The sequence below is a fragment of the Aminobacter sp. MDW-2 genome, from assembly GCF_014250155.1.
Lineage (GTDB): Bacteria > Pseudomonadota > Alphaproteobacteria > Rhizobiales > Rhizobiaceae > Aminobacter > Aminobacter ciceronei.
Map to the genome: position 1 here is coordinate 4,768,279 of NZ_CP060197.1, position 22,302 is coordinate 4,790,580.

Annotated in this window: 19 protein-coding genes; 9 read left to right on the forward strand and 10 right to left on the reverse strand. The window is 65.6% G+C overall.

Going from position 1 to position 22,302, the window contains the following annotated elements; genetic code table 11:
* The first annotated feature begins 27 nt into the window (after positions 1 to 27).
* The 3 genes from radA (at position 28) to purF (ending at position 3,613) form a co-directional block, all read left to right on the forward strand.
* A complete protein-coding gene (gene radA, locus H5P29_RS23585) occupies positions 28 to 1,431 on the forward strand; it encodes a DNA repair protein RadA (protein WP_067964089.1) in 1,404 nt (467 codons plus the stop codon).
* Between the two features lie 28 nt (positions 1,432 to 1,459).
* The gene (locus H5P29_RS23590; RefSeq protein WP_067964091.1) at positions 1,460 to 2,062 is read left to right on the forward strand and encodes a CvpA family protein; all 603 of its coding nucleotides are present in this window, start codon (positions 1,460 to 1,462) and stop codon (positions 2,060 to 2,062) included.
* Positions 2,063 to 2,143: 81 nt separating this feature from the next.
* Positions 2,144 to 3,613, forward strand: coding sequence for an amidophosphoribosyltransferase (gene purF, locus H5P29_RS23595; protein WP_067964093.1), 1,470 nt, complete (start codon positions 2,144 to 2,146; stop codon positions 3,611 to 3,613).
* 27 nt (positions 3,614 to 3,640) lie between these two features.
* On the opposite strand, the gene H5P29_RS23600 is transcribed toward purF, so the two are convergent.
* Positions 3,641 to 4,063: a DoxX family protein gene (locus H5P29_RS23600; RefSeq protein ID WP_067966855.1), complete on the reverse strand. Its 423-nt coding sequence runs from the start codon at positions 4,061 to 4,063 to the stop codon at positions 3,641 to 3,643.
* A gap of 202 nt (positions 4,064 to 4,265) precedes the next feature.
* Here H5P29_RS23600 and H5P29_RS23605 point away from each other — a divergent pair, with 202 nt between their 5' ends.
* The 3 genes from H5P29_RS23605 to H5P29_RS23615 all read left to right on the forward strand — a co-directional run bounded on the left by H5P29_RS23605 (position 4,266) and on the right by H5P29_RS23615 (position 7,675).
* Complete coding sequence (locus H5P29_RS23605) at positions 4,266 to 5,012, forward strand: SDR family NAD(P)-dependent oxidoreductase (RefSeq protein ID WP_067966857.1); 747 nt, start codon at positions 4,266 to 4,268, stop codon at positions 5,010 to 5,012.
* Between the two features lie 184 nt (positions 5,013 to 5,196).
* Positions 5,197 to 6,963, forward strand: coding sequence for an SLC13 family permease (locus tag H5P29_RS23610; RefSeq protein ID WP_067964095.1), 1,767 nt, complete (start codon positions 5,197 to 5,199; stop codon positions 6,961 to 6,963).
* A gap of 85 nt (positions 6,964 to 7,048) precedes the next feature.
* Positions 7,049 to 7,675 (forward strand): hypothetical protein, encoded by a 627-nt coding sequence (locus H5P29_RS23615; RefSeq protein WP_067964097.1) that lies wholly within the window; start codon positions 7,049 to 7,051, stop codon positions 7,673 to 7,675.
* A 138-nt stretch (positions 7,676 to 7,813) separates the two neighbouring features.
* On the opposite strand, the gene H5P29_RS23620 is transcribed toward H5P29_RS23615, so the two are convergent.
* The gene (locus H5P29_RS23620) at positions 7,814 to 8,320 is read right to left on the reverse strand and encodes an OsmC family protein (protein ID WP_067964099.1); all 507 of its coding nucleotides are present in this window, start codon (positions 8,318 to 8,320) and stop codon (positions 7,814 to 7,816) included.
* Between the two features lie 131 nt (positions 8,321 to 8,451).
* Between H5P29_RS23620 and H5P29_RS23625 the strand changes: the two genes are divergently transcribed.
* The gene (locus H5P29_RS23625; protein WP_154385081.1) at positions 8,452 to 9,360 is read left to right on the forward strand and encodes a DMT family transporter; all 909 of its coding nucleotides are present in this window, start codon (positions 8,452 to 8,454) and stop codon (positions 9,358 to 9,360) included.
* Positions 9,361 to 9,642: 282 nt separating this feature from the next.
* On the opposite strand, the gene H5P29_RS23630 is transcribed toward H5P29_RS23625, so the two are convergent.
* Entirely contained in the window at positions 9,643 to 9,894 is a 252-nt protein-coding gene (locus tag H5P29_RS23630; protein WP_067964104.1) for a hypothetical protein, read from the reverse strand.
* Positions 9,895 to 10,453: 559 nt separating this feature from the next.
* Here H5P29_RS23630 and H5P29_RS23635 point away from each other — a divergent pair.
* Complete coding sequence (locus tag H5P29_RS23635; RefSeq protein WP_067964106.1) at positions 10,454 to 12,673, forward strand: AMP-binding protein; 2,220 nt, start codon at positions 10,454 to 10,456, stop codon at positions 12,671 to 12,673.
* Between the two features lie 439 nt (positions 12,674 to 13,112).
* On the opposite strand, the gene pssA is transcribed toward H5P29_RS23635, so the two are convergent.
* From pssA to H5P29_RS23660, 5 genes are all read right to left on the reverse strand, one after another.
* Positions 13,113 to 13,949: a CDP-diacylglycerol--serine O-phosphatidyltransferase gene (pssA, locus tag H5P29_RS23640; protein ID WP_154385080.1), complete on the reverse strand. Its 837-nt coding sequence runs from the start codon at positions 13,947 to 13,949 to the stop codon at positions 13,113 to 13,115.
* Complete coding sequence (locus tag H5P29_RS23645; RefSeq protein ID WP_067964110.1) at positions 13,949 to 14,647, reverse strand: phosphatidylserine decarboxylase; 699 nt, start codon at positions 14,645 to 14,647, stop codon at positions 13,949 to 13,951. The genes pssA and H5P29_RS23645 overlap by 1 nt, the downstream gene beginning before the upstream one ends.
* A gap of 189 nt (positions 14,648 to 14,836) precedes the next feature.
* Entirely contained in the window at positions 14,837 to 16,735 is a 1,899-nt protein-coding gene (locus tag H5P29_RS23650) for an ABC transporter ATP-binding protein/permease (protein ID WP_067964112.1), read from the reverse strand.
* Positions 16,736 to 16,749: 14 nt separating this feature from the next.
* Positions 16,750 to 17,085 carry a helix-turn-helix transcriptional regulator gene (locus tag H5P29_RS23655; RefSeq protein ID WP_154385078.1) on the reverse strand — a complete coding sequence of 112 codons (336 nt, stop codon included), beginning with the start codon at positions 17,083 to 17,085 and terminating at the stop codon, positions 16,750 to 16,752.
* Between the two features lie 67 nt (positions 17,086 to 17,152).
* Entirely contained in the window at positions 17,153 to 18,610 is a 1,458-nt protein-coding gene (locus tag H5P29_RS23660; protein ID WP_154385077.1) for a LysM peptidoglycan-binding domain-containing protein, read from the reverse strand.
* Positions 18,611 to 18,720: 110 nt separating this feature from the next.
* Between H5P29_RS23660 and H5P29_RS23665 the strand changes: the two genes are divergently transcribed.
* Positions 18,721 to 19,332 carry a TIGR00730 family Rossman fold protein gene (locus H5P29_RS23665; RefSeq protein WP_067964119.1) on the forward strand — a complete coding sequence of 204 codons (612 nt, stop codon included), beginning with the start codon at positions 18,721 to 18,723 and terminating at the stop codon, positions 19,330 to 19,332.
* A 152-nt stretch (positions 19,333 to 19,484) separates the two neighbouring features.
* Here the strand turns inward: H5P29_RS23665 and rarD are convergent, their stop codons facing one another.
* Both rarD and cimA read right to left on the reverse strand, forming a co-directional pair.
* Positions 19,485 to 20,402 (reverse strand): EamA family transporter RarD, encoded by a 918-nt coding sequence (gene rarD, locus H5P29_RS23670; RefSeq protein ID WP_371818586.1) that lies wholly within the window; start codon positions 20,400 to 20,402, stop codon positions 19,485 to 19,487.
* Positions 20,403 to 20,520: 118 nt separating this feature from the next.
* On the reverse strand, positions 20,521 to 22,134 hold the full coding sequence (gene cimA, locus H5P29_RS23675) for a citramalate synthase (RefSeq protein ID WP_154385075.1): 1,614 nt from the start codon (positions 22,132 to 22,134) through the stop codon (positions 20,521 to 20,523).
* Positions 22,135 to 22,302 lie beyond the last annotated feature (168 nt).

Sequence of the window (22,302 nt, forward strand, 5' to 3'; positions counted from 1 at the left end):
TCCATTTTTCCGAAAGGCATCCCCTCCATGGCTAAAGCCCGCGTTCAATTCATCTGCCAGAACTGCGGTGCCGCGCATCAGCGCTGGGCCGGCAAGTGCGATTCCTGCGGCGAGTGGAACACGCTGGTCGAGGAAGGCACGGCGGGCGGCATCGGCAGCGGTCCGGGTTCGCTGAAGAGCGCGCGAAAAGGCCGCGCCGTCACGCTGACCTCGCTCGACGGCGACATCGAGGATGCGCCGCGCATCGTCTCGGGCATCGGCGAACTCGACCGCGCCACCGGCGGCGGCTTCGTGCGCGGCTCGGCGCTTTTGATCGGCGGCGATCCCGGCATCGGCAAGTCGACGCTGTTGACCCAGGCGGCGGCGGCGCTCGCCGCGCGCGGCCACCGCGTCGTCTATGTCTCGGGCGAAGAAGCGGTTGCCCAGATCAGGCTGCGCGCCCAGCGCCTCGGCGTCGCCTCGACACCGGTCGAACTCGCCGCCGAGACCAATGTCGAAGACATCCTCGCCACCATCGCCGACGGCAAGCGGCCGGACCTGGTCATCATCGATTCGATCCAGACCCTGTGGACCGACCTCGCCGATTCGGCGCCTGGTACCGTCACCCAAGTGCGGGCGGCGTCCCAGGCGATGATCCGCTACGCCAAGTCGACGGGTGCGGCGGTGGTGCTCGTCGGCCATGTCACCAAGGAAGGCCAGATCGCCGGTCCCCGCGTCGTCGAGCACATGGTCGACGGCGTGCTCTATTTCGAGGGCGAAGGCGGCCACCATTTCCGCATCCTGCGCACGGTCAAGAACCGCTTCGGCCCGACCGACGAGATCGGCGTCTTCGAAATGTCCGACAAGGGCCTGCGCGAGGTCGCCAACCCGTCCGAGCTGTTCCTCGGCGAACGCCATTCCAAGGCGCCGGGAGCCGCGGTCTTTGCCGCCATCGAAGGCACGCGACCGGTGCTGGTCGAGATCCAGGCGCTTGTCGCCGCCTCCAGCCTGGGCACGCCGCGCCGTGCCGTCGTCGGCTGGGATTCGTCGCGGCTGTCGATGATCCTCGCCGTGCTCGAGGCGCATTGCGGCGTGCGCTTCGGCCAGCACGACGTCTATCTCAACGTTGCCGGCGGCTACCGCATCTCGGAGCCGGCGGCCGATCTGGCCGTGGCTTCCGCACTGGTTTCATCGCTCACCGGTATTGCCCTACCTGCTGATTGCGTCTATTTCGGCGAAATCAGCCTTTCTGGCGCCGTGAGGCCGGTTGCGCATGCGCAGCAACGCCTTAAAGAGGCCGAAAAGCTGGGCTTCGGAAGGGCCGTGCTGCCCTCCGGCAGCGGGGAGCTCGCAGGTGGAATCGGAGCCGGTTCGTTCCAGCCGACCGCACTGGCGGATCTGGTGGCGCGGATAGCCGGCTCAAGGCGAAGCCGCGCGGAAGAGACGGACTGAAACCGTCGCCATGGAGTGAGTGGACACGATGCCGATTACGCTGCTTGACGGAATTCTTGTCGGCTTCACCCTGGTCTCGGCGATGCTCGCCATGGTGCGCGGTTTTTCCCGCGAGGTGCTGTCGGTCGCCTCATGGGCCGCTGCCGCCGCTGCCGCCTTCTTCTTCTACAAGCCGGTCGTGCCTTACGTTCAGCCCTATATCGACAACGAAAAGATCGCCATGGCGGCTGCCGCCGGCATCGTCTTTATCATCGCGCTGATCGTCGTCACCATCATCACCATGAAGATCGCCGATTTCATCATCGACAGCCGCATCGGCGCGCTCGATCGCACGCTCGGCTTCCTCTACGGTGCCGCCCGCGGCATCCTGGTCGTTGCCGTCGGCCTTTTGTTCTTCAACTGGCTGGTCGGCCCCAACGCTCCGGCCTGGGTCGCGGAGGCGAAGTCGCGGCCGCTGCTCGAGAGCATCGGCACCTCGATCGAGAACCTTCTGCCCGAGGATCCCGAGAATTCGATCCTCAAGAAGCTCAATTCGCAGACCGGCGAACCGGAAGCCGGCGCCACCACGCCGCCTGCCGAGGCGCCTGCCGAAGGCGAGGCGCCGGCCGAGCCGGCACCGACCAACAACTGATTGCGCCTGAGGCGGGATGGCGCGTTGCCCTTGCCGCCTCATCGCACTATATAGCGTTTTTGCTAGAAGAGGCCGCCCCCGATGGCAGACGCAGCTGACGTGCTTTCCGCGGAAGCCGATGATCATTTCCACGACGAATGCGGTGTGTTCGGCATTTTTGGCCGACAGGACGCCGCGGCAATCGTCACGCTGGGGCTGCATGCGCTCCAGCATCGCGGCCAGGAGGCCGCCGGCATCGTCAGTTATGACGGCAGCCAGTTCCACGTCGAGCGCCATGTCGGCCTGATCGGCGACACCTTCACCAAGCAGCGTGTCATCGACAGTCTCAAGGGCAACCGCGCCATCGGCCACACCCGCTACGCCACGACGGGCGGCGCCGGCGTCCGCAACATCCAGCCTTTCTTCGCCGAACTCGCCGATGGCGGCTTCGCTGTCGCGCATAACGGCAACCTGACCAATGCGATGACGGTGCAGCGCGCGCTGCAGAAGCAGGGCTCGATCTTCTCGTCGACCTCCGACACCGAAACCATCCTGCATCTCGTCGCCACCTCGAAGGAACGCGACCTCAATGCGCGCTTCATCGATGCGGTGCGCCAGGTCGAGGGTGCCTTCTCGCTGGTCGCGCTGTCGTCGAAGAAGATGATCGGCTGCCGCGATCCGCTCGGCATCCGCCCGCTGGTGCTCGGCGATCTCGACGGCGCCTGGATCCTCGCCTCCGAGACCTGCGCGCTCGACATCATCGGCGCGCGTTTCGTGCGCGACCTCAAGCCCGGCGAGATGGTCATCGTCACCTCCAAGGGCATCGAGAGCATCTTCCCGTTCGAGCCGCAGAAGCCGCGCTTCTGCATCTTCGAATATGTCTATTTCGCCCGTCCCGATTCTTCGGTCGAGGGCCGCAACGTCTATGACGTGCGCAAGCGCATCGGCGCCGAACTGGCGCTTGAAAGCCCCGTCGACGCCGACATCGTCGTGCCGGTGCCGGATTCGGGCACCCCGGCAGCCATCGGCTTCTCGCAAGCCGCCGGCCTCCCCTTCGAGCTCGGCATCATCCGCAACCACTATGTCGGCCGCACCTTCATCTCGCCGGGCGATTCCATCCGCCACATGGGCGTCAAGCTGAAGCACAATGCCAACCGCCGCATGATCGAAGGCAAGCGCATCGTGCTGGTCGACGATTCCATCGTCCGCGGCACCACCAGCCAGAAGATCGTGCAGATGGTCCGCGATGCCGGTGCCAAGGAGGTGCATATGCGCATCGCCTCGCCGCCGACCCGCGCCTCCTGCTTCTACGGCGTCGACACGCCGGAAAAGTCCAAGCTTCTCGCCTCGCGCATGACGATCGAGGAAATGGCCGAGTTCATCCGTGTCGACTCGCTCGGCTTCCTGTCGATGAACGGTCTCTACCGCGCCGTCGGCGAGGCGAGCCGCAATGACGAGCAGCCGCAATATTGCGATGCCTGCTTCTCCGGCCAGTACCCGACCCGCCTGCTCGACCTCGAAGGCGCCGACAATGTGCGCTCGCTGTCGCTTCTGGCCACCGGCGGGCTGTAGCAGCGACACCTTCAGCATGCTTCCGCGTCAATGCGCGGAAGCAGCCTTGTCCTTCCAGATCAAGCCTTGCCGCAGCGCGAGCCGCTCGCCCGGGCCGTGGACGGCTGCGTAAAGCAGTCCGGCCAGGAAGGTGAAGTGATCGACGAAGAAGCCGAATTCGGCTGGGTTTCCCTGCCAGTGCGACGGACCGTGGAAGGCGAAGGCCAGGAAAACGACATAGGCGCCGGCCAGCAGGGCCGCCTCCGAAAAGAACGCGCCGGTGAGGAAGGCCAGCACAAGCCCGAGTTCGAAAAAGGCCGCCAGCCATGCCAATGGCAAGGCAAAAGGAAAGCCGGCGGCCGAGATGTAGGCGGCGGTTTCAGTCATTCCGGCGAATTTGAACAAGGCCGCCATGCCGAAAGCGCCGGCGAAGATCAGTCTGGCCACCAGGATTGCAACGCTTCTGCCCATCATGTCCTCTTCCAGGGTATGTTTCATCCCTAGGACGGATACCGGCCGGCATTCCCGACATCGTCGGCAGGAAATAGGGCGACGGCGAGAAATATGGCCCGCCGCCGGCGCCTGCGGCATCCATTCCGGATGCGTGGGGTTTTGTTCGGGACAAAATCGTCCTATCAGGCTGCGGACCGACAAGATCGAACTGGATGCCATGATGACAACCACTCCCGACCTCTCCGGCCGCATCGCGCTCGTCACCGGCGCATCGCGCGGCATCGGCTACAACACGGCCAAGCAGCTTGCCGCGGCGGGTGCGCATGTGATTGCCGTGGCGCGTACGGTCGGCGGGCTGGAAGAGCTCGACGACGAGATCAAGGCATCAGGCGGCCAGGCGACGCTGGTGCCGCTCGACCTCACCGACATGGCCGGCATCGACCGTCTCGGCAGCTCGATCAATGACCGCTGGGGCAAGCTCGACATTCTGGTCGCCAATGCCGCCGTGCTCGGCGTCATCGCCCCCATCGGCCATGTCGAGGCCAAGGTCTTCGACAAGGTCATGGCCGTCAACGTCACCGGCACCTGGCGCCTGATCCGCTCGGTCGATCCGCTGCTGCGCAAGTCGGATGCCGGCCGCGCCGTCATCGTCAGCTCCGGCTCCGCCCATTCGGCGCGCGCCTTCTGGGCGCCCTATGCCGCCTCCAAGGCCGCCGTCGAGGCGCTCGCCCGCTCCTGGGCCGACGAGACCAAAAACACCGCCTTGCGCGTCAACATCTTCGACCCCGGCACCAGCCGCACCGCGATGCGGGCGTTGGCCGTGCCCGGCGAGGATCCGGCGACCGTCACCCATCCGTCTGAGACGGCGCGCCACATCCTTGGCATGGTCGACCCTGCGCTGACCCGCACGGGCCAGATCTACCAGATCCGCGAGCAGCGCTGGGTTTCGCACCAGAAGCCGGCCTGATCTTTCCGCGCGACGCGTCGCTGCGGCTAGCGGCGATGCCGGCAACGATGTTGCCGCCGTCGCGTTGACCACTGCTTGAGCGCATCGCAGCGATGCGTGGAACGAAAGTCTTGCAAGTGCCCGCCCGGGCGCTCTATGCCCAGGCGCCCGGGCGCTCTATACTGATGTGGGGGACATCGGCCGCATGACCACCGACCAGTTGATGTCCTTCGCCGTCATAGCGCTGATGATGGCGGCATTCGTCTGGGGCCGGTTCCGTTACGATCTCGTCGCCTGCGGCGCACTTATCGCAGCGGTTGCGATCGGCATCGTGCCGCAGGCCGAAGCGTTCAGCGGCTTCAGCGACGACATCGTCATCATCGTCGGCTCGGCACTTCTGGTCAGCGCCGGCGTCGCGCGCTCGGGCATCATGGAATATGCCATCCAGCGCTTCGCCCCCGACGTCTCGAGCGTCAGGGCGCAATTGGCGCTTTTGGTGATCATCGTCACCATCCTGTCCGCCTTCGTGAAGAACATCGGCGCGCTGGCGATCATGATCCCCATCGCCTTCCAGTTCGCCCGCCGCTCCAACACCTCGCCCTCGGTTTTCCTGATGCCGATGGCCTTCGGCTCGCTGCTCGGCGGGCTGATGACGCTGGTCGGCACCTCGCCCAACATCGTCGTGTCGCGCGTGCGCCAGGACATGACCGGCGACGCCTTCTCGATGTTCGACTTCACCCCTGTCGGCGCAGCACTTGCCGTCGCCGGCCTCGTCTTCCTGGTGCTGTTCTACTGGCTCCTGCCGATCCGCACCCGCGCCTCGGCCTCGATCCACGAGGCGCTCGACGTCAACAACTACGTCACCGAGGCCCGCCTGGTCGCCGACTCCACCGTCGTCGGCAAGTCGCTGGCCGACCTGTTGAAGCTCGGCGGTAGCCGCGCGGTGGTAACCTCTATCCTGCGCTCGCGCGCCCTGCATGTGACGCCGTTCCCCGACGTCGTGCTGCGCGAGGGCGACATCCTATTGATCGAGGGCGCCCCTGAAGCGCTCGACCGCATCGTCACCCAGTCCAAGCTCAGCGTCACCGGCAGCCGTGATTCCGCCGGCGGCAAGCATGCGGCCACCGCCGTCGAGGCGATCATCGGCGAACACTCGACCCTGATCGGCGGCTCGGCACAACGCCTGGCGCTCTACGACCGTTTCAACGTCAACCTGCTGGCGGTCAGCCGCAAGGGCGAACGCATCCAGGAGCGGCTCGGCGCCGTCATCCTGCGCCTCGGCGACGTCGTCGTGCTGCAGGGCAACCCGCAGACGATGCCCGACATATTGCGCGAGCTCGGCTGCCTGCCCTTGGCCGAGCGCCCGATCCTGCTCGGCAGCGTCAGGCGCGGCGTCGTGCCCCTCGCCATTCTCGTCGCCGCGATGGGCGCCACCGCCCTTGGCCTTTTGCCGGTGCCGCTCGCCTTCTTCACCGCCGCTGTCGCCATGGTGCTGTTTCGCGTCATCCCGCTGCGCGAAGTCTATGGCGCCATCGATGGCCCGATCCTGGTGATGCTCGCCGCCCTCATCCCGGTCAGCGACTCGCTGCGCCGGACCGGCGCCACCGACATCATCTCGGCCTGGCTCGCCGAATTCGCCTCGACGCTGCCGCCTGCCGGGGCGCTGACATTGATCATGGTCGTGGCGATGGCGGTCACGCCGTTCCTCAACAATGCCGCCACCGTGCTCGTCGTGGCACCGATTGCCGCCGGATTTGCCACCACGCTCGGCTTCCGCCCCGAAGCCTTCCTGATGGCGGTGGCGATCGGCGCCGGCTGTGATTTCCTCACCCCCATCGGCCACCAGTGCAACACCCTTGTCATGGGCCCCGGCGGCTACAAATTCTCCGATTATCCGCGCCTCGGCCTGCCGCTGTCGCTGCTGGTCATCGTCGTCGCCGTGCCGATGCTGATGCTGGTCTGGCCGATGTAGCGACACGCAAGCGTGATTGGCCGGTGAATTCGGCCAGTCCTAGTTTTGCGGCCCTCAAATCAAGAAAATGAGGGAGGACCACGCGATGAAACGCATTCTTCTGATGTCTGCGCTGCTTTTATCAGGCCTGTCGGCGGCCAGCGCGCAGGACGCCACGATGAGCTTCTTCGTCACCAGCAGCGGCATCGGCAAGGGCGCCAATCTCGGCGGCCTCGCTGGCGCCGACGCCCATTGCCAGAGCCTGGCCGAGGCCGCGGGCTCGACCGGCAAGACCTGGCACGCCTATCTCTCGACCAAGGACGTCGACGCCAGGGACCGCATCGGCCAGGGACCATGGGTCAACGCCAAGGGCCAGAAGATCGCCGACGACGTGGCGTCGCTGCACAGCGACGCCAACAACATCAACAAGGAAACCGCCCTCGATGAGAAGGGCAACACCATCAATGGCCGCGGCGACCAGCCCAACAAGCACGACATATTGACCGGTTCCAAACCCGACGGCACCCGCATCGCCGACCAGACCTGCGGCGACTGGACCCTCGACGGCACCGAAGGTGCTGCGATGATGGGCCATCACGACCGCATGGGCCTCGACGATTCCGCGGCGGCCAAATCCTGGAACTCGTCGCATGCCTCGCGCGGCGGCTGCAGCCAGGAAGCGCTGAAGGGAACCGGCGGCGACGCCCTGTTCTACTGCTTCGCCGCCAATTGATGGCAAGCGTCAGGCCGCGGCGCCTGGAACAGCTGATCTGTGAAGGCTCACCGCCACCCGGTGAGCCTTTGCACATCTGAGGCGCGCCGGGCGTCAACGTTCGCCGCAAGGGGTCGGCGCAACTGTACGTCCCGAACCTTAGCGTTCGGCCGAAACGCTCAGTTCCGGCCGGACGTTCAATGTCTGGAACACCACGCAATAACGTTCGGTCAGCCTGATCAGAGCATCGATGCGCTCCTGCGGCTCGTCGGTGTCGAGCTTGAAGGCAAGCCGGATGGCGCGAAAGCCGACCGGCGCATCCCTGGCGACGCCGAGCGTGCCGCGAAAATCGAGGTCGCCCTCGGCCGACACCACGGCTTCACCGAGGCGGAACTCGAGTGCGGTCGCCACCGCCTTCAGGGTCACGCCGGCGCAGGCGACCAGTGCCTCGAGCAGCATGTCGCCCGAGCACAGCTCCATTCCGCTGCCGCCCGTCGCCGGGTGCAGCCCGGCGGTGACGATTGCCTTGCCGGTGTCGACCTTGCAGGAAATCGACTGCTCGTCGACGGCGCCGCGCGCCCGAAGCGTGATCAGGGCGCGCCCGGCATCCGCGCGATAGGCGTCCTTCATCGGCGCCTGCAGCGCCTTCAACCCAGCAGCATCCATCATTTTCCTCCCGGTCGACGTGGCGTACCATCCTGGCAGCCACCCTAGCATGCCGGCCTGCTGACAGCAGGCTGGCAGTGCCCTGGGATAGGCTGGACCCGACAGACTGGGCCCCTGACCGGGAAAAGAGGATGACGACAGCAAGCGAAACCGCCGCGCAGCACCGGCTCGGCATGCTGCTTGTGGCAGCATCGGCGGCCGTTTTCGGCCTTGCCGGCATCCTGACAAAGTCGGTCGACGCCGATCCCCTGACCATCACCTCCTGGCGCGGGCTGGTCGGCGGCATGCTGATATCGGCCTATGTGCTGTGGCGACGGCGAAACGGCACGGGCGAAAGCCTGCATCTCGGCTGGCAGGGCTGGCTGCTGGCCGTGCTGGGCACGATCTCCAGCGTCGCCTTCATCGCCGCCTTCAAGAACACCTATGTCGCCAATGTCGTGGTCATCTACGCCACCGTTCCGTTCGTCGTCGCCCTCTTCGCCTGGGTGATCGCCGGCGAGGTGTTCCGGCGCCAGACGGCAGTGGCAGCGACGGTGTGCCTCGCCGGCGTCGCCATCATGTTCTGGTCCGGCCTCGGCGGCGGCCATGCCTTCGGCGATGCGCTGGCGCTGATGATGACCTGCCTGTTTGCCTTCTACGCCGCCCTCGTCAGGCGGTTCCGCAACGCCTCCGTCGTCTGGGCGGGGGCCGTTTCCGCCTTTCTCGGCGTGATCCCGGCATGGCTTCTGAGCGATCCGCTCACCGTGCCACGGTCGAGCATCGCGCCGCTCGTTTTCTTCGGCTTCACCTTCGCCCTTGCCGTCATCCTGTGGACCGAAGGCGCGCGCCGCATTCCGGCAGCGGAGGCGGGCCTGCTCGGCACGACCGAGGTACCGTTCGGCATCTTCTTCGCCTGGCTGTTCCTGGCCGAGCTGCCGCCGACGGCGAGCCTTTTCGGCGGCGCCATCGTGCTTGGCGCGGTGTTCTGGCACGCCTGGCGCGACGCCCGCTCGGCTGATCGGTTCGCGACTGGCGGAAAATTCCGCCGTGAAACGAGCTAGACAGCCAGTGGCAATTCGAGATCCTGCCGTGAAGGTGAGGAATGTGAGGCGTGCGGAGGAATGCGGAGCGGGGTGGAAGAAAGAGCCCTGTTGCTCGCACGAACACAGCCGCCTGCCCGACCTGTCGGCGGTCGCGACCTCCGGCACGGGCACGTTCTCCGTCTCTCGGCTGCTTCTCTGCCTGGACCGGCGCGACGACCGCATCGATATGGCGGTTCGCGACAGGACGCGCCGCTTGGTGCCTGCCGTCGCCTGATGCAGCCCGCTTCCGGGCCAGAACGTCTAGAAGCTGGTAATGGGTGGCTGATGGATCCTGATCCGCCGGCCATTGACGATCATGATGAGCCAGGTGCAGCCGGAGGATGTCGCTTCGAGCTTGGTCTCGACCTTGAACTTCAGGTCTCCTCCGCCGTCCCGGCTTCTTTGCTCCAGCGCCTCTTCGAGAACAGCTGCAACAATGCTGCGCCCGAAGGACTCGTAATTGTGAGCGCCTAGGTGATCCTCAACATACTGTCTGTCTAGAGTATTGGGCATCAGGGCCTCCGTCGCCTTTCCAAGTTGGCAGGAGCGGCGCGACTAAACACGGACTTACAAGCACGGTCTAATATGAACATCGCCTTGGCGAGGGTCGCGGTCAATACGTCATGCCGAATACTGCAAGCGATCCGGTAAAGGTGAGCAGCTTGTCCTGGTTGCGCCCGAAACCAGATGCTCGAACACATCAGGCCCCATCGTCGCCGCTCGCCGGCAGCGCACTTCCGGCTGCGCAGAAGGATACCGTCAGCCGGCGAGAACTGCCCCCTGCCCGGCCCGATCGAAAAAGAATCACAAAAAGCATGATTGCCGTGGAACCAAATGTTAGCGACCGCGTTGTTGGGCTCAGGACGGGTTGCCCCATCCCCCCATCCCCTCCACCCGTCCCTCTGCTTCAAGCCGGTCGCAAGACCGGCTTTTTCCTGTCCTGGTGCCAAGGCCCGACGGCAGCGGGCCTGATGGCAGCGGGGGTGGGGAATGACGATGCGCATTGACGTTGCGCCGTCATCGTCTAGTTTCGATGCGCGCGGTGGGCTTCGCGTGCATTGGGAGGTGCGGCATGGTCCTGGCCAGTGCAATTGTGCTCGGCTTCGTTGCGGCATGGATGCTTGCATCAGGCGTCTTGATGCACGGACGCGGCATCCGCTTCCGCCAGGCGCTGCTCTATCTGCCGCTCAAGCTGATCTACCGGATCGAGGACCGCGCGCTGATCCAGGCCCGCGACGCCGAAGCGCCCGTCATCTATGTCATTTCACACCAGTCGCGCCTCGAACCGGCACTGATGCTGTCGCTGCTGCCCGATCAGACGCTGCATATCCTCGACGATGCTTCGGCCCAGGCGTTCTGGCTCGAGCCGTGGCGCGAGCTTGGCCGCACCATCGCCTTCAACGCCGAGCATGTCTTCGTCAGCCGCCGGCTGGTTCGCGTGTTGCGCGGCAAGGGCCGCCTCGCCGTCTACCTGCCCGACACCGTCGAGCCCGACGTCAAAGCCTTCCGGCTGTTCCGCGCCGTCGCCCGCATCGCCATGCAGGCCGACGCGCGCATCGTGCCGATCTTCGTCAGCGGCGCCCGCCACCTGCCGTTTTCGCTGGCGCCGGCCGAACGGGCGCCGCGCCACTGGTTCCAGCGCCTCCGGATATCAGCCCTCGCCCCGATGACCATGGCCGAGCTGCTGCAGCGCGCCGGCTACAGCCAGACGACGACGGCCAACGCCCTGTTCGACCGCTTCGCCGAGGCCCGCCTTGCCGGCACCGATCTCGACAGGGGCGTGTTCGGCGCAATGGTCGACGCTGCCAGGCGCTACGGCCCGTCGCAGCCGATCGTCGAGGATGTCGTCAGCGGCGCGCTCAGCTACCGCAAGCTGCTTGTCGGCGCGCGCGTGCTCGGCAGCCGCTTCGAAGCCATGTCCAAACAGGGCGAAGCCGTGGGCATCCTGTTGCCCAACGCCAATGGCGTGGTGCTTGCGATGCTCGGCCTGATCTCGGCCGGCCGCGTCGCCGCGATGATCAACTACACGGCGGGAGCCGCCAATGTCGCCTCGGCGGTGAAGACAGCGGCGATCACGACCATCGTCTCATCACGCGCCTTCGTCCAGAAGGCCGATCTCGGCGACGTCGTTGCGGCGGCAGAACAGGCCGGCGCCAAGATCGTCTGGCTGGAGGAGCTGCGCGACAGCGTCACGACGCAGGAAAAGCTGACGGCCGCCCTGCAATGGTCGCGGCCGCTTGCGCCACAGGATGCGTCAAAGCCGGCCGTCATCCTGTTCACCTCAGGCTCCGAGGGCACGCCCAAGGCGGTGGTGCTGTCGCACCGCAACCTCGTCGCCAATGCCATGCAGGCCGAAGCGCGCATCAGCATCTCGCCAAAAGACAAGCTGTTCAACGTGCTGCCGGTGTTCCACTCCTTCGGCCTCACCGGCGGCACCATCCTGCCGCTTCTGACCGGCATCAGGCTGTTCCTCTACCCCTCGCCGCTGCACTACAAGATCATTCCCGATGTCGCGCGCAAGATCCGTCCGACGATCATGTTCGGCACCGACACCTTCCTCGCCGCCTATGCCCGCACCGCCGAGGACGGCGATTTTTCCAGCCTGCGTTTTGTCGTCGCCGGCGCCGAACCTGTCAGGGCGGAGACGCGCCGGGTCTGGCGCAGCCGCTTCAATGCCGAGATCATCGAGGGTTTCGGCCTGACCGAGGCCGCACCCGTCGTTGCCGTCAACACGGCGACGCATGGCCGCGACGGCACCGTCGGGCGGCTGCTGCCCGGCATGCGCATGCGCCTCGAAGAGGTCGAGGGCGTCGCCGAGGGCGGCCAGCTCTGGCTCACCGGCCCCAACCTGATGATGGGCTACATGACATCGGACCGGCCGGGCGAATTGCAGCCGCTCGACGGCTGGCACGACACCGGCGACATCGTCTCGGTCGACCGCGAGGGTTTCATCACCATCAAGGGCCGCGCCAAGCGTTTCGCCAAGATCGCCGGCGAAATGGTGTCGCTCGGCGCGGTCGAGATGCTGGTCCAGGCGCTGTGGCCGGAACAGCGCCACGCCGCGGTCGCCGTGCCCGACAAGCGCCGGGGCGAGCGCATCGTGCTGGTCACGACAGCCGGAAATGCCGATGCCGAGGCCCTGCGCCTCCATGGCAAGCAGGCCGGCGCCACCGAGCTGATGGTGCCGCACGACATCATCAAGGTGCATGAAATCCCGGTGCTCGGCTCGGGCAAGACGGACTATGTCGCCGCCCGCCGCCTGGCGCTCGACCAGCTCGGGCTGGCGGCCTGACGCAGGACCTCCAATTCGTCATCCCAGAGGCTTGACCGGAGGTTCCATGCCGTGAGGGTGAGGAATGTTATGCAGGGTTGAGAAAGAACACACGTTCGTGACGGCTTGAGCCTGGCGGTAATGTCACGGCATGGATCCCAGGGTCTCCGCGACGGAGCTGCGCTCCTGCTCCGCCCTAGGATGACGAAGGCAGGTGGCGTTCTCCGCCAATCTGCGACGTTTCCTATTGGCTCGAGACAGGCGTTGGAGAATAGCCGGCAACGTCCCCGCTTCGTCATCCTCGGGCCTGACCCGAGGATCCATGCCGTGAGGGTAAAGGGCGTGATCCGGGTGGAGGAAAGTGCAGGCTTTCTCAACCGTCTGTGCACTGCTGCAGCATCACGGAATGAATCCTAGGGTCTCAGCGACGTCGCTTCGGTACGGCTCAAAACTGTCCCGACTAGGCCTTGGGTTCGGCGGGCGTTTCAGCCGCTTCGGCCGCAGCCGCAGCTGCAGCAGCTTCGAGCTTGGAGCGGCGCGCATAGGCGCTGGCGCTGAGCGGCAGGAAGATCAGATATGCGCCGACCGAGGCGGTCAGCGTCTGCCAGGGATAGACGGTCAGAAGCAGCACGTAGAACACCGCCAAAAGCATGACAGGCAGCAGGTGCTCGCGTTTGATCTTCAGCTTCTTGCCGGAATAAACGGGCAAGCGGCTGACCAGCAGGAAGGCGACCAGAATGGTGAAAACGGTGGCGATGTAGGCGGCGTTGCGAGTGCCTTCGAGGCCGAGGAAGCCGAGATACATCGGCAGCATCAAGGTGATGGCGCCGATCGGCGCCGGCACGCCGACGAAATATTCGGCCTGCCATGCCGGCCGGTCTAGATCTTCGTCGAGCACGTTGAAGCGCGCCAGCCTCAGCCCCATGGCGATGGCAAACAACAGCGTCGCGATCCAGCCGAGCGAGCCGGCCTTGTCGAGCAGGTAGGCGTAGAGCACCAGCGCCGGCACGACGCCGAAATTGACGATGTCGGCGAGCGAGTCCATCTGCGCGCCAAAGCGCGAGGTCGCCTTGAGCATGCGCGCCAGGCGGCCGTCGATGCCGTCGAGAAAGGCCGCCAGCAGCACCATCACGACGGCCGATTCGAAGCGGCCCTCGAAGGCGAGCCGGATGCCCGACAAGCCGGCGCAGATCGCCAGCACGGTGATCAGATTGGGCAGCACCATGCGCAGCGGGATCTCGCGAATGCGCGGTCCGCCGCTGCCATGCGGTTCAAAGGGCTTGAAGGGCGCGACCATCAGGAGACCCGCACCAGCGGCGGATGGCTGGCGCCGCCGAATTCGGCAAGCACGGTTTCGCCGGCGACCGCGGTCTGGCCGACGGAAACGCGGGCAACCGCATGGTTGGGCAGGAAGACGTCGACGCGCGAGCCGAAGCGGATCAGGCCGAAACGCTCGCCAACGGCGATGTTGCCGCCGACATCGGCCCAGCACAGGATGCGGCGGGCGACGAGGCCGGCGATCTGCACCGCCGCCACCTGGCCGTTGGGGCTGTCGATGACGATGCCGTTGCGCTCGTTTTCCTGGCTTGCCTTGTCGAGCTCGGCATTGAGGAACTTTCCGGGACGATGCTCGATGCGGACGATCTTGCCACGCACCGGGGCGCGGTTGATGTGCACGGAAAAGACATTCATGAACACCGAGATGCGGGTCATCTCGGCGGTGCCGAGATTGAGTTCGCGCGGCGGCACGGCGGGGCCGACGGCCGACACCACGCCGTCGGCCGGGCTGATCACCAGCCTGTCGTCAACGGGGGTGACACGCTCTGGGTCACGGTAGAAATAGGCGCACCAGGCCGTCAGGATCGCGCCGATCCAGAACAGCGAAGTAGAAAAGAAGCCCAGCAGGACGGCAACAGCCGCAAATCCGGCAATGAAGGGATATCCCTCGCGATGGACCGGAACGAAGGCGTTGCGGATCGTGTCGGCTATGCTCATGAAGTGGAGGCCGTTGCTGTTGAAGTCCCGGAGTGCTTACCGGAAACGACCGTCAGCCGCAACGCGGCATTGCCGGCGCCCACCGCTATCGCCGGCGGCAAACGGCGCTGTCGCCGCTCGCATGAGAAATGATCATGCGAGCCTGATCATGGCAGGCTGTTCGTCTCAGCCGGCTAGCGAGCCGGCGGCTCACTCCGCGTCGTTGGTCACCTCAGGCGTGCGGCGGCGCACGACGACGCCGAGCTCGTCGCCCTCGCGGGCCTGGCGCAGGCGTTCCTCGGCCTCGGTCGCCTCGCGCTGGCGATCCCACATCGAGGCGTAGAGCCCGCCCTGCGCCAGCAGGTCGGCGTGGGTGCCGCGCTCGGCGATGCCGCCATCGGCGAGCACGATGATCTCGTCGGCCGAGATCACCGTCGACAGGCGGTGGGCGATGACGAGCGTGGTGCGGCCCTTGCTAACCAGGTCGAGCGCGCTCTGGATTTCCTGCTCGGTCTGGGTGTCGAGTGCGGAGGTCGCCTCGTCGAGCATCAGGATCGGCGGCGCCTTGAGGATGGTGCGGGCGATCGCCACGCGCTGCTTTTCGCCGCCCGACAGCTTCAGGCCGCGTTCGCCGACCATCGCCTTGTAGCCGTCCGGCAGGCGCTGGATGAAGCCCGATATCTGCGCCAGCTCGGCTGCCTTGCGCACATCCTCCTCGTCGGCGTTCACCCGGCCATAGCGGATGTTGTAGGCGATGGTGTCGTTGAACAGCACCGTGTCCTGCGGCACCATGCCGATCGCTCCGCGCAGGCTCTGCTGCGACACGTCGCGAATGTCCTGGCCGTCGATCAGGATCGCGCCCTGCTGAATGTCGTAGAAACGGAACAGCAGGCGCGAAATCGTCGACTTGCCGGCGCCCGAGGGACCGACGATCGCCACCGTCTTGCCGGCCGGCACTTCGAAGCTGACACCCTTCAGGATCTGGCGGTTCGGGTCATAGGCGAAATGCACGTCGCGGAACTCGACGCGGCCGGTGCCGACGACAAGTGCCTTGGCATCCGGCTTGTCCGTCACCTCTTGGCTGACGTCGAGCAGGTCGAACATCTGTTCGATGTCGGTCAGGCCCTGGCGGATTTCGCGATAGATGAAGCCGATGAAGTTGAGCGGCACCGACAGCTGCATCAGCATGGCGTTGATGAAGACGAAATCGCCGACGGTCTGGGTGCCGGCCATCACCTCCATCGCCGACATGGCCATGACGATGGTCATGCCGATGCCGAAGATGACGCCCTGGCCGAAATTCAGCCAGCCAAGCGAGGTCCAGATGCGGGTCGCCGCCGTCTCGTAGCGCGCCATCGAGCGGTCGAAACGCTCGGCCTCCATGGCCTCATTGTTGAAATACTTCACCGTCTCGAAATTGAGCAGCGAATCGATCGCCTTGGTGTTGGCGTCGGTGTCGGAATCGTTCATCTCGCGGCGGATGCCGATGCGCCAGTCGCTCGCCCAGACGGTGAACCAGGTGTAGAGCCACACCGTCGCGGCCACCACGGCCACATATTTCCAGCCATAGGCGAAACCGAAGATGCCGGCGGTGAGGCCGAATTCCAGCACCGTGGGTGCGGTGTTGAGGATGGTGAAACGGACGATCGTCTCGATGCCCTTGGTGCCGCGCTCGATGATGCGCGACAGGCCGCCGGTGCGGCGCTCGAGATGGAAGCGCAGCGACAGCTGGTGCATGTGCACGAAGGTGCGGTGGGCAAGCTGGCGCACCGCATATTGGCCGACGCGGGCAAACAGCGCGTCACGCAGCTGGTTGAAGCCGAGCTGGACGATGCGCACCACATTGTAGGCGATCACCAGCATCACCGGCGCCACCAGGAAGGCCGGCAGCGGCAAAGGCGAACGCTGGTCGCCGGCGAGCGCATCGGTCGCCCATTTGAAGAAATACGGGCCGGCGACCAGGGTCAGCTTGGCGACGAACAGGAAGATCGTCGCCCAGATGACCCGCGCCCGGAGGTCGGGTCGGTCTTCCGGCCACATATAAGGCCACAGGTTCCTGATCGTGCTGAAGGTCGAGCCGCGTTCGGCGGATACGGTTTTGCTGGCCACTGTGCTTGCCTTGATTAGATGTGCACGCCGTCGGCGGCGCAAAAGGTGTCGACCAGCGCCGTGACCGACACGGAGACGGCGCGCAGCGCCGCCTGGTCGATCTCATAACGCGAGCGCTGCCGCTCCGGCGCGTAACGCACCAGACCGGCTTCGACGAGGATTTTCAGATGTTGCGAGACTGTCGACTGGGCGAGGTCGAGATGCTCGACCACTTCCTTGCAGCAGCATGACCTGCCGCCGGCCAGGCATTTCAGGATTTCGAGCCGCGCCGGATGCGACAGCGCGGCAAGCTTCTGCGTCACGTCGGTGACGGAGCTGCAGCAGGATGGCGGGGAGGAGAAAGAATTCATCGTTTATCGACGATAGACGATGAACTCTTTCCAATCAACCGGGAAAGCGGAAAACCGTTCCCGGCACTTACGGCTTGGGCGCCGGCATCGCCTGCTCGCCCATGGCGCCCATATTGGCGGCCTCACCCTCTTTCGACTTTTCCGGAACGCGGAACACCTGGCCCGGCCAGATGCGGTCCGGATCCTGGATCTGGTCCTGATTGGCGAGATAGATGTTGGAGTAGCGCACGCCGTGGCCATAGACGCGGCGCGAGATGCGCCACAAGGAATCGCCGCGACGGATGATGACGGCGCCATTGACGGCTTCGAGCTTGGGCGCCGTGGTCTCTGGCGCAACAGGTGCGGCGGCGACTTCAGCCGGCTTGTCGGCAGTAGCCGTGGCGGCCGGAGCAGTTGCCGTCGCTTCGGCAGCCGGGTCTGCAGGCTTGGCAGGTACTTCGCCCGCCATCGCCGTCTTGGCCTCGGCCGTTGATTCAGCAGCGGGTGCGGCTGCGGCTGCGGGCGCGGTTGCATCGACGGCCGGCGCTGCTGATACCGTCGGTTGCGGCGCGACCGCTGCCACCGCCTCGCCCGGCTCGCGCTGGAACGGCACGGCGGCGCGGGCGACGACCTTGGCGCCGTTCGGCTCGAGCGCGTCGACGCGGATGATGTAGTCGCCGACCGGCAATTCACGCTCGGCCTCGATCAGGAAGCGGCCTTCGGGCGAGGTCTGCGTCTCGCCGATCAGGATCTCGTTGGCATAGGCGCGCACCTTGCGCCCGGCATCGGCCGAGCCGGCGATGAAGATCTTCTTGCCTTCGATCTCGACGGCCTCGACGGCGACCTTGATCTCCGCTGCCGGCGCGGCCGACTTGGCCGGTGCGGGTTCTGCTGCGGGGGCGGTCGCAGGCGCGCTGGCCTGCTGCTCGCCGCTGGCCGGCGCCGCCGGCGCGTCAGCCGGCTTCGGCACGGTGATCAGCTGCGCCGGCTTGCCCGGTTCCTCGACCAGGGCCAGCACCTGGCCACCCGGATCGGACGGCACCGAAACCACCGCTGTCTCCGTCGAGGTCGCCACGACATTGTCAGGCGCGGTTGCGCGCAGCACGATCTGGTAGTCGCCCGGCTTCAGCGGATCGTCGAGCACGACGGCGAAATCGCCGTCAGCGCCGGCAACCGCCGCACCGATGACCTTCGATCCGGTAACGATCTCGACCTTGGAATTGCCGGCGGCCTTGCCGGCGATGACCACGGAGCCGTTGTTTTCGACACGCACCACGTCGAAGGACGGGGCGATCACGGCAGCGGCTGCGGCAGGCGCTGCTGGTGCCGGCGCGACCGCGGCAGGCGTCTCTGCGCCGGCTGCCGGCTTGGCCGGATCTGCGGGCTTGTCGCTCGTCGGCGTCGTTGTCGCGGGTGCCGGCAGTGACGCGATCGCGGCCGGCGGCGCCAGATAGGGATCGAGTGCTCCCGACACATATGCAACGGTCGCAGCAGCGGCTGAGCCACCTGCTGCGAGTAGGAAAATCTTCAACGGATTGATCGCCATATTCCTCTGCCCCTAGCCGCCCGCCGGGCATACCTTGTTTTGCCGGCAGCGACAAGAAAAAGCCCGGTTCGGGCTTGACCCTGCCTGTGGAGGCAATACCCAATCAGCCGATGAACAAGATTCGATCCATCTGCGTCTATTGTGGCTCCTCGCCGGGCCGTGACGAGGTCTACATCAAGGCCGGGCACCTGCTCGGCCATTCGATTGCCAAGGCCGGCGTCCGGCTCGTCTATGGCGGCGGCACCAAGGGCATCATGGGCGCTGTCGCCGATGGCGCGCGGCGCGCCGGCGGCAAGGTCACCGGCATCATCCCGCGCTTCCTGATGAACAGGGAAGCGACGGAAAGCGCGCTGACCAAGCTCGACGAAGTCATCGTCACCGACAACATGCACGAGCGCAAACATCTTATGTTCGAGAAATCGGACGCATTCGTGGCACTGCCCGGCGGCATCGGCACGGTCGAGGAGATCGTCGAGATCATGACCTGGGCCCAGCTCGGCCATCACCGCAAGCCGATCGTCTTTGCCAACGTCAAGGGTTTCTGGGATCCGATGCTGACGCTGCTCGACCATATGAAGACAGAGGGTTTCGTCCATACCTCGCATCTGGTCCAGCCGCTTGTCGTCGACCAGCCGGAAGCGGTGGTCTCGGCGATCATGGTCGCCGCGGGTGCTGATTCCACGCCGACCGAAGGCGTCCAGTCGGTCATCGACAAGATGTAGGTTCGCGGTCGGATCGAACCACGCTCGGCCTGGTTCAGGTCAGGCCGAGCCAAAGATGGTCGTTACCGAGAACCGGAGCGGAGCGCACATTCGGGTACGCGAATACCGGAAGCGCAGGCAACGGCCATTTGCAGGCCGGCCTCTCCTGAACCTCAGCCGTTCTTGGCGCGCTCGGAAAACATCGACCAGGTATAGATCGCCAGTGCCGCCCAGATCAGGGCGAAGGCAACCGCGCGTTCGCTCGAGAACGGCTCCCTGAAGATGAAGATGGCGATGACGAAGATCATCGTCGGCGCGATGTACTGCATGATGCCGATGGTCGACATGCGCAGCAGCTTGGCGCCATTGGCAAACAGGATCAGCGGCACGGCGGTGACGATGCCGCAGCCGAGCATCAGCCAGACGTCGGTCATCCCGGTGGTGCCGAAATGGCCGACGCCGCTGCCCTGGAGATAGGCAATGTAGACCAGCGCCGGGATGCCGAGGATCAGCACTTCGAGGAAAAAGCCCTGCGCCGGGCCGATCGGCAGCGTCTTCTTGAACAGCGCGTAAAAACCCCAGGACAGCGCCAGCACGATCGACACCCAGGGCAAACCGCCGCTTTCCCAGGTCAGGAGTGCCACCGCGATCACCGCAAGCCCGATCGCCACCATCTGCGCCCGCGTCAGCTTCTCGCCGAGCACGACAGCGCCGAGGAACACCGAAAACAGCGGGTTGATGTAATAGCCGAGTGCGGTTTCGAGCGCCCGGTCATTGCCGATCGCCCAGACATAGACGCCCCAGTTGATGGTGATCAGCGTCGCCGTCAGCGTGCCCATCGCCAAAGTGCGCGGGGTGCGCAAGGCGGTCTTGATGTCGGAGGTGCGGCCGAGCCACCACAACAGCAACGCTGCAATCGGGATCGACCAGGTGATGCGGTGCGCGATCACCTCGGGCGCCGGAATATGGGCCACCGCCTTCATGTAGAAGGGCAGGAAGCCCCACATCAGATAGGCCGACAGGGCAAACAGGAAGCCGCGGGTGGCTTCGTCGCGGGAAATCGCAGGCGTGTTGGTGCTCATGGCGGGCACCTATGCGCCCGCCCGCCAGCGCATGCCATTTCAAAATAGTGATGGTCCACCCGCTTTTCGTTGATGGATCAATCGACAGGGCCAGCCGCTGCGGCTGGCCCATCATCGCTCACCGCGCCTATTCGGCCGCCACCAGCCCGGCCATCTCGCGGTTCTTCATCAGCTTGTAGATGATCGAATCCATCAGCGCCTGGAACGAGGCGTCGATGATGTTGGTCGACACGCCGACGGTCCACCAGCGGGCGCCGGTCGAGTCATGCGATTCTATCAGCACGCGCGTGATCGCCTCGGTGCCGCCATTGAGGATACGCACCTTGTAGTCGACGAGCTCGAGGTCGCCGATCTCGTCCTGGAACTTGCCGAGATCCTTGCGCAAGGCGATGTCGAGTGCATTTATCGGGCCGTCGCCTTCGGCCACCGACATCTTTTCCTCGCCGTCGACCATCACCTTGACCACGGCTTCCGACACGGTCTTGAGATTGCCATTGGCGTCGAAACGGCGCTCGACGAGGCAGCGGAACGAGGTCACCCGGAAGAAATCCGGCAGGCTGTGCAGCATGCCGCGCGCCAGAAGCTCGAAGCTGGCATCCGCCCCTTCATAGGCATAACCCTCGGCCTCGCGCTCCTTCACCACCGCGATCAGCGCATCGAGCCGGCTGCTATCCTTGGGCACGTCGATGCCGCGCCGCCTGAGCTCGGCGATGAAGTTGGCCTTGCCGCCCTGGTCCGACACCATGACCTTGCGGCGGTTGCCCACCGTCTCCGGCGGCACATGCTCGTAGGTCTTCGGCTCCTTGACGATCGCCGAGGCGTGGATGCCTGCCTTGGTGGCAAAGGCCGATGCGCCGACATAAGGCGCCTGCGCCTCCGGTGCGCGGTTGAGCAATTCGTCGAAGGCGCGCGACAGCCTGGAAAGGCCCGCCAGCGCCACGGCCGAGACGCCGGTTTCGAAACGTTCGGCGAAATGCGGCTTGAGCGCCAGCGTCGGGACGATGGTGACCAGATTGGCGTTGCCGCAGCGCTCGCCGATGCCGTTGATCGTGCCCTGCACCTGGCGCACGCCGGCTTCGATCGCCGCCAGCGAATTGGCCACCGCCTGGCCGGTATCGTCATGGGCGTGGATGCCGAGATTGGCGCCCGGAATGCCCGCGGCGATCACCTGGGCGACGATGTCGCGCACCTCCGACGGCTGGGTGCCGCCATTGGTGTCGCACAACACCACCCAGCGCGCGCCGGCGTCATAGGCCGTCCGCGCGCAGGCCAGCGCGTAGTCGGGATTGGCCTTGAAACCGTCGAAGAAGTGCTCGCAGTCGACCAGGGGCTCGCGGCCGGCGGCACGCGCCGCCTCGACCGAAGCGCGGATCGTTTCAAGGTTTTCCTCATTGGTGACGCCGAGGGCGACGCGGACATGGTAGTCCCAGCTCTTGGCAACGTAGCAGATGCCGTCGGCCTTGGCCTGCAGCAGGGTTGCCAGGCCCGGATCGTTGGAGGCAGACACCCCTGCCCGCTTGGTCATGCCGAAGGCGACGAACTTCGCCCGCCTGGTCCGCTTTTCCTCAAAGAAGGCGGTGTCGGTCGGGTTGGCGCCGGGATAACCGCCCTCGACATAATCGAGGCCGAACTCGTCGAGCATCGCCGCGATCGCGATCTTGTCCTCGACGGAAAAGTCGATGCCCGGCGTCTGCTGGCCGTCGCGCAATGTCGTGTCGAAGAGATAGATGCGTTCTTTCATGGCAACACCTTGTGGGCTAGCGCCCTATGGCACCCCCGTCTGTCCTTGGGGGCCAGCGCCCTTTGGCGCCCCCCTCTGTCCTGCCGGACATCTCCCCCACGAGGGGGGAGATCGGCAGTATTGACGCCTCGCTCCGTCCTGCAACGCCGGCGATTGGCGAAAGCCGGC

Coding starts and splice junctions, on each gene's coding strand:
- radA (WP_067964089.1), top strand. CDS start 28: ATGGCTAAAGCCCGCGTTCAATTCATCTGCCAGAACTGCGGTGCCGCG.
- H5P29_RS23590 (WP_067964091.1), top strand. CDS start 1,460: ATGCCGATTACGCTGCTTGACGGAATTCTTGTCGGCTTCACCCTGGTC.
- purF (WP_067964093.1), top strand. CDS start 2,144: ATGGCAGACGCAGCTGACGTGCTTTCCGCGGAAGCCGATGATCATTTC.
- H5P29_RS23600 (WP_067966855.1), bottom strand. CDS start 4,063: ATGGGCAGAAGCGTTGCAATCCTGGTGGCCAGACTGATCTTCGCCGGC.
- H5P29_RS23605 (WP_067966857.1), top strand. CDS start 4,266: ATGACAACCACTCCCGACCTCTCCGGCCGCATCGCGCTCGTCACCGGC.
- H5P29_RS23610 (WP_067964095.1), top strand. CDS start 5,197: ATGACCACCGACCAGTTGATGTCCTTCGCCGTCATAGCGCTGATGATG.
- H5P29_RS23615 (WP_067964097.1), top strand. CDS start 7,049: ATGAAACGCATTCTTCTGATGTCTGCGCTGCTTTTATCAGGCCTGTCG.
- H5P29_RS23620 (WP_067964099.1), bottom strand. CDS start 8,320: ATGGATGCTGCTGGGTTGAAGGCGCTGCAGGCGCCGATGAAGGACGCC.
- H5P29_RS23625 (WP_154385081.1), top strand. CDS start 8,452: ATGACGACAGCAAGCGAAACCGCCGCGCAGCACCGGCTCGGCATGCTG.
- H5P29_RS23630 (WP_067964104.1), bottom strand. CDS start 9,894: ATGCCCAATACTCTAGACAGACAGTATGTTGAGGATCACCTAGGCGCT.
- H5P29_RS23635 (WP_067964106.1), top strand. CDS start 10,454: ATGGTCCTGGCCAGTGCAATTGTGCTCGGCTTCGTTGCGGCATGGATG.
- pssA (WP_154385080.1), bottom strand. CDS start 13,949: ATGGTCGCGCCCTTCAAGCCCTTTGAACCGCATGGCAGCGGCGGACCG.
- H5P29_RS23645 (WP_067964110.1), bottom strand. CDS start 14,647: ATGAGCATAGCCGACACGATCCGCAACGCCTTCGTTCCGGTCCATCGC.
- H5P29_RS23655 (WP_154385078.1), bottom strand. CDS start 17,085: ATGAATTCTTTCTCCTCCCCGCCATCCTGCTGCAGCTCCGTCACCGAC.
- H5P29_RS23660 (WP_154385077.1), bottom strand. CDS start 18,610: ATGGCGATCAATCCGTTGAAGATTTTCCTACTCGCAGCAGGTGGCTCA.
- H5P29_RS23665 (WP_067964119.1), top strand. CDS start 18,721: ATGAACAAGATTCGATCCATCTGCGTCTATTGTGGCTCCTCGCCGGGC.
- cimA (WP_154385075.1), bottom strand. CDS start 22,134: ATGAAAGAACGCATCTATCTCTTCGACACGACATTGCGCGACGGCCAG.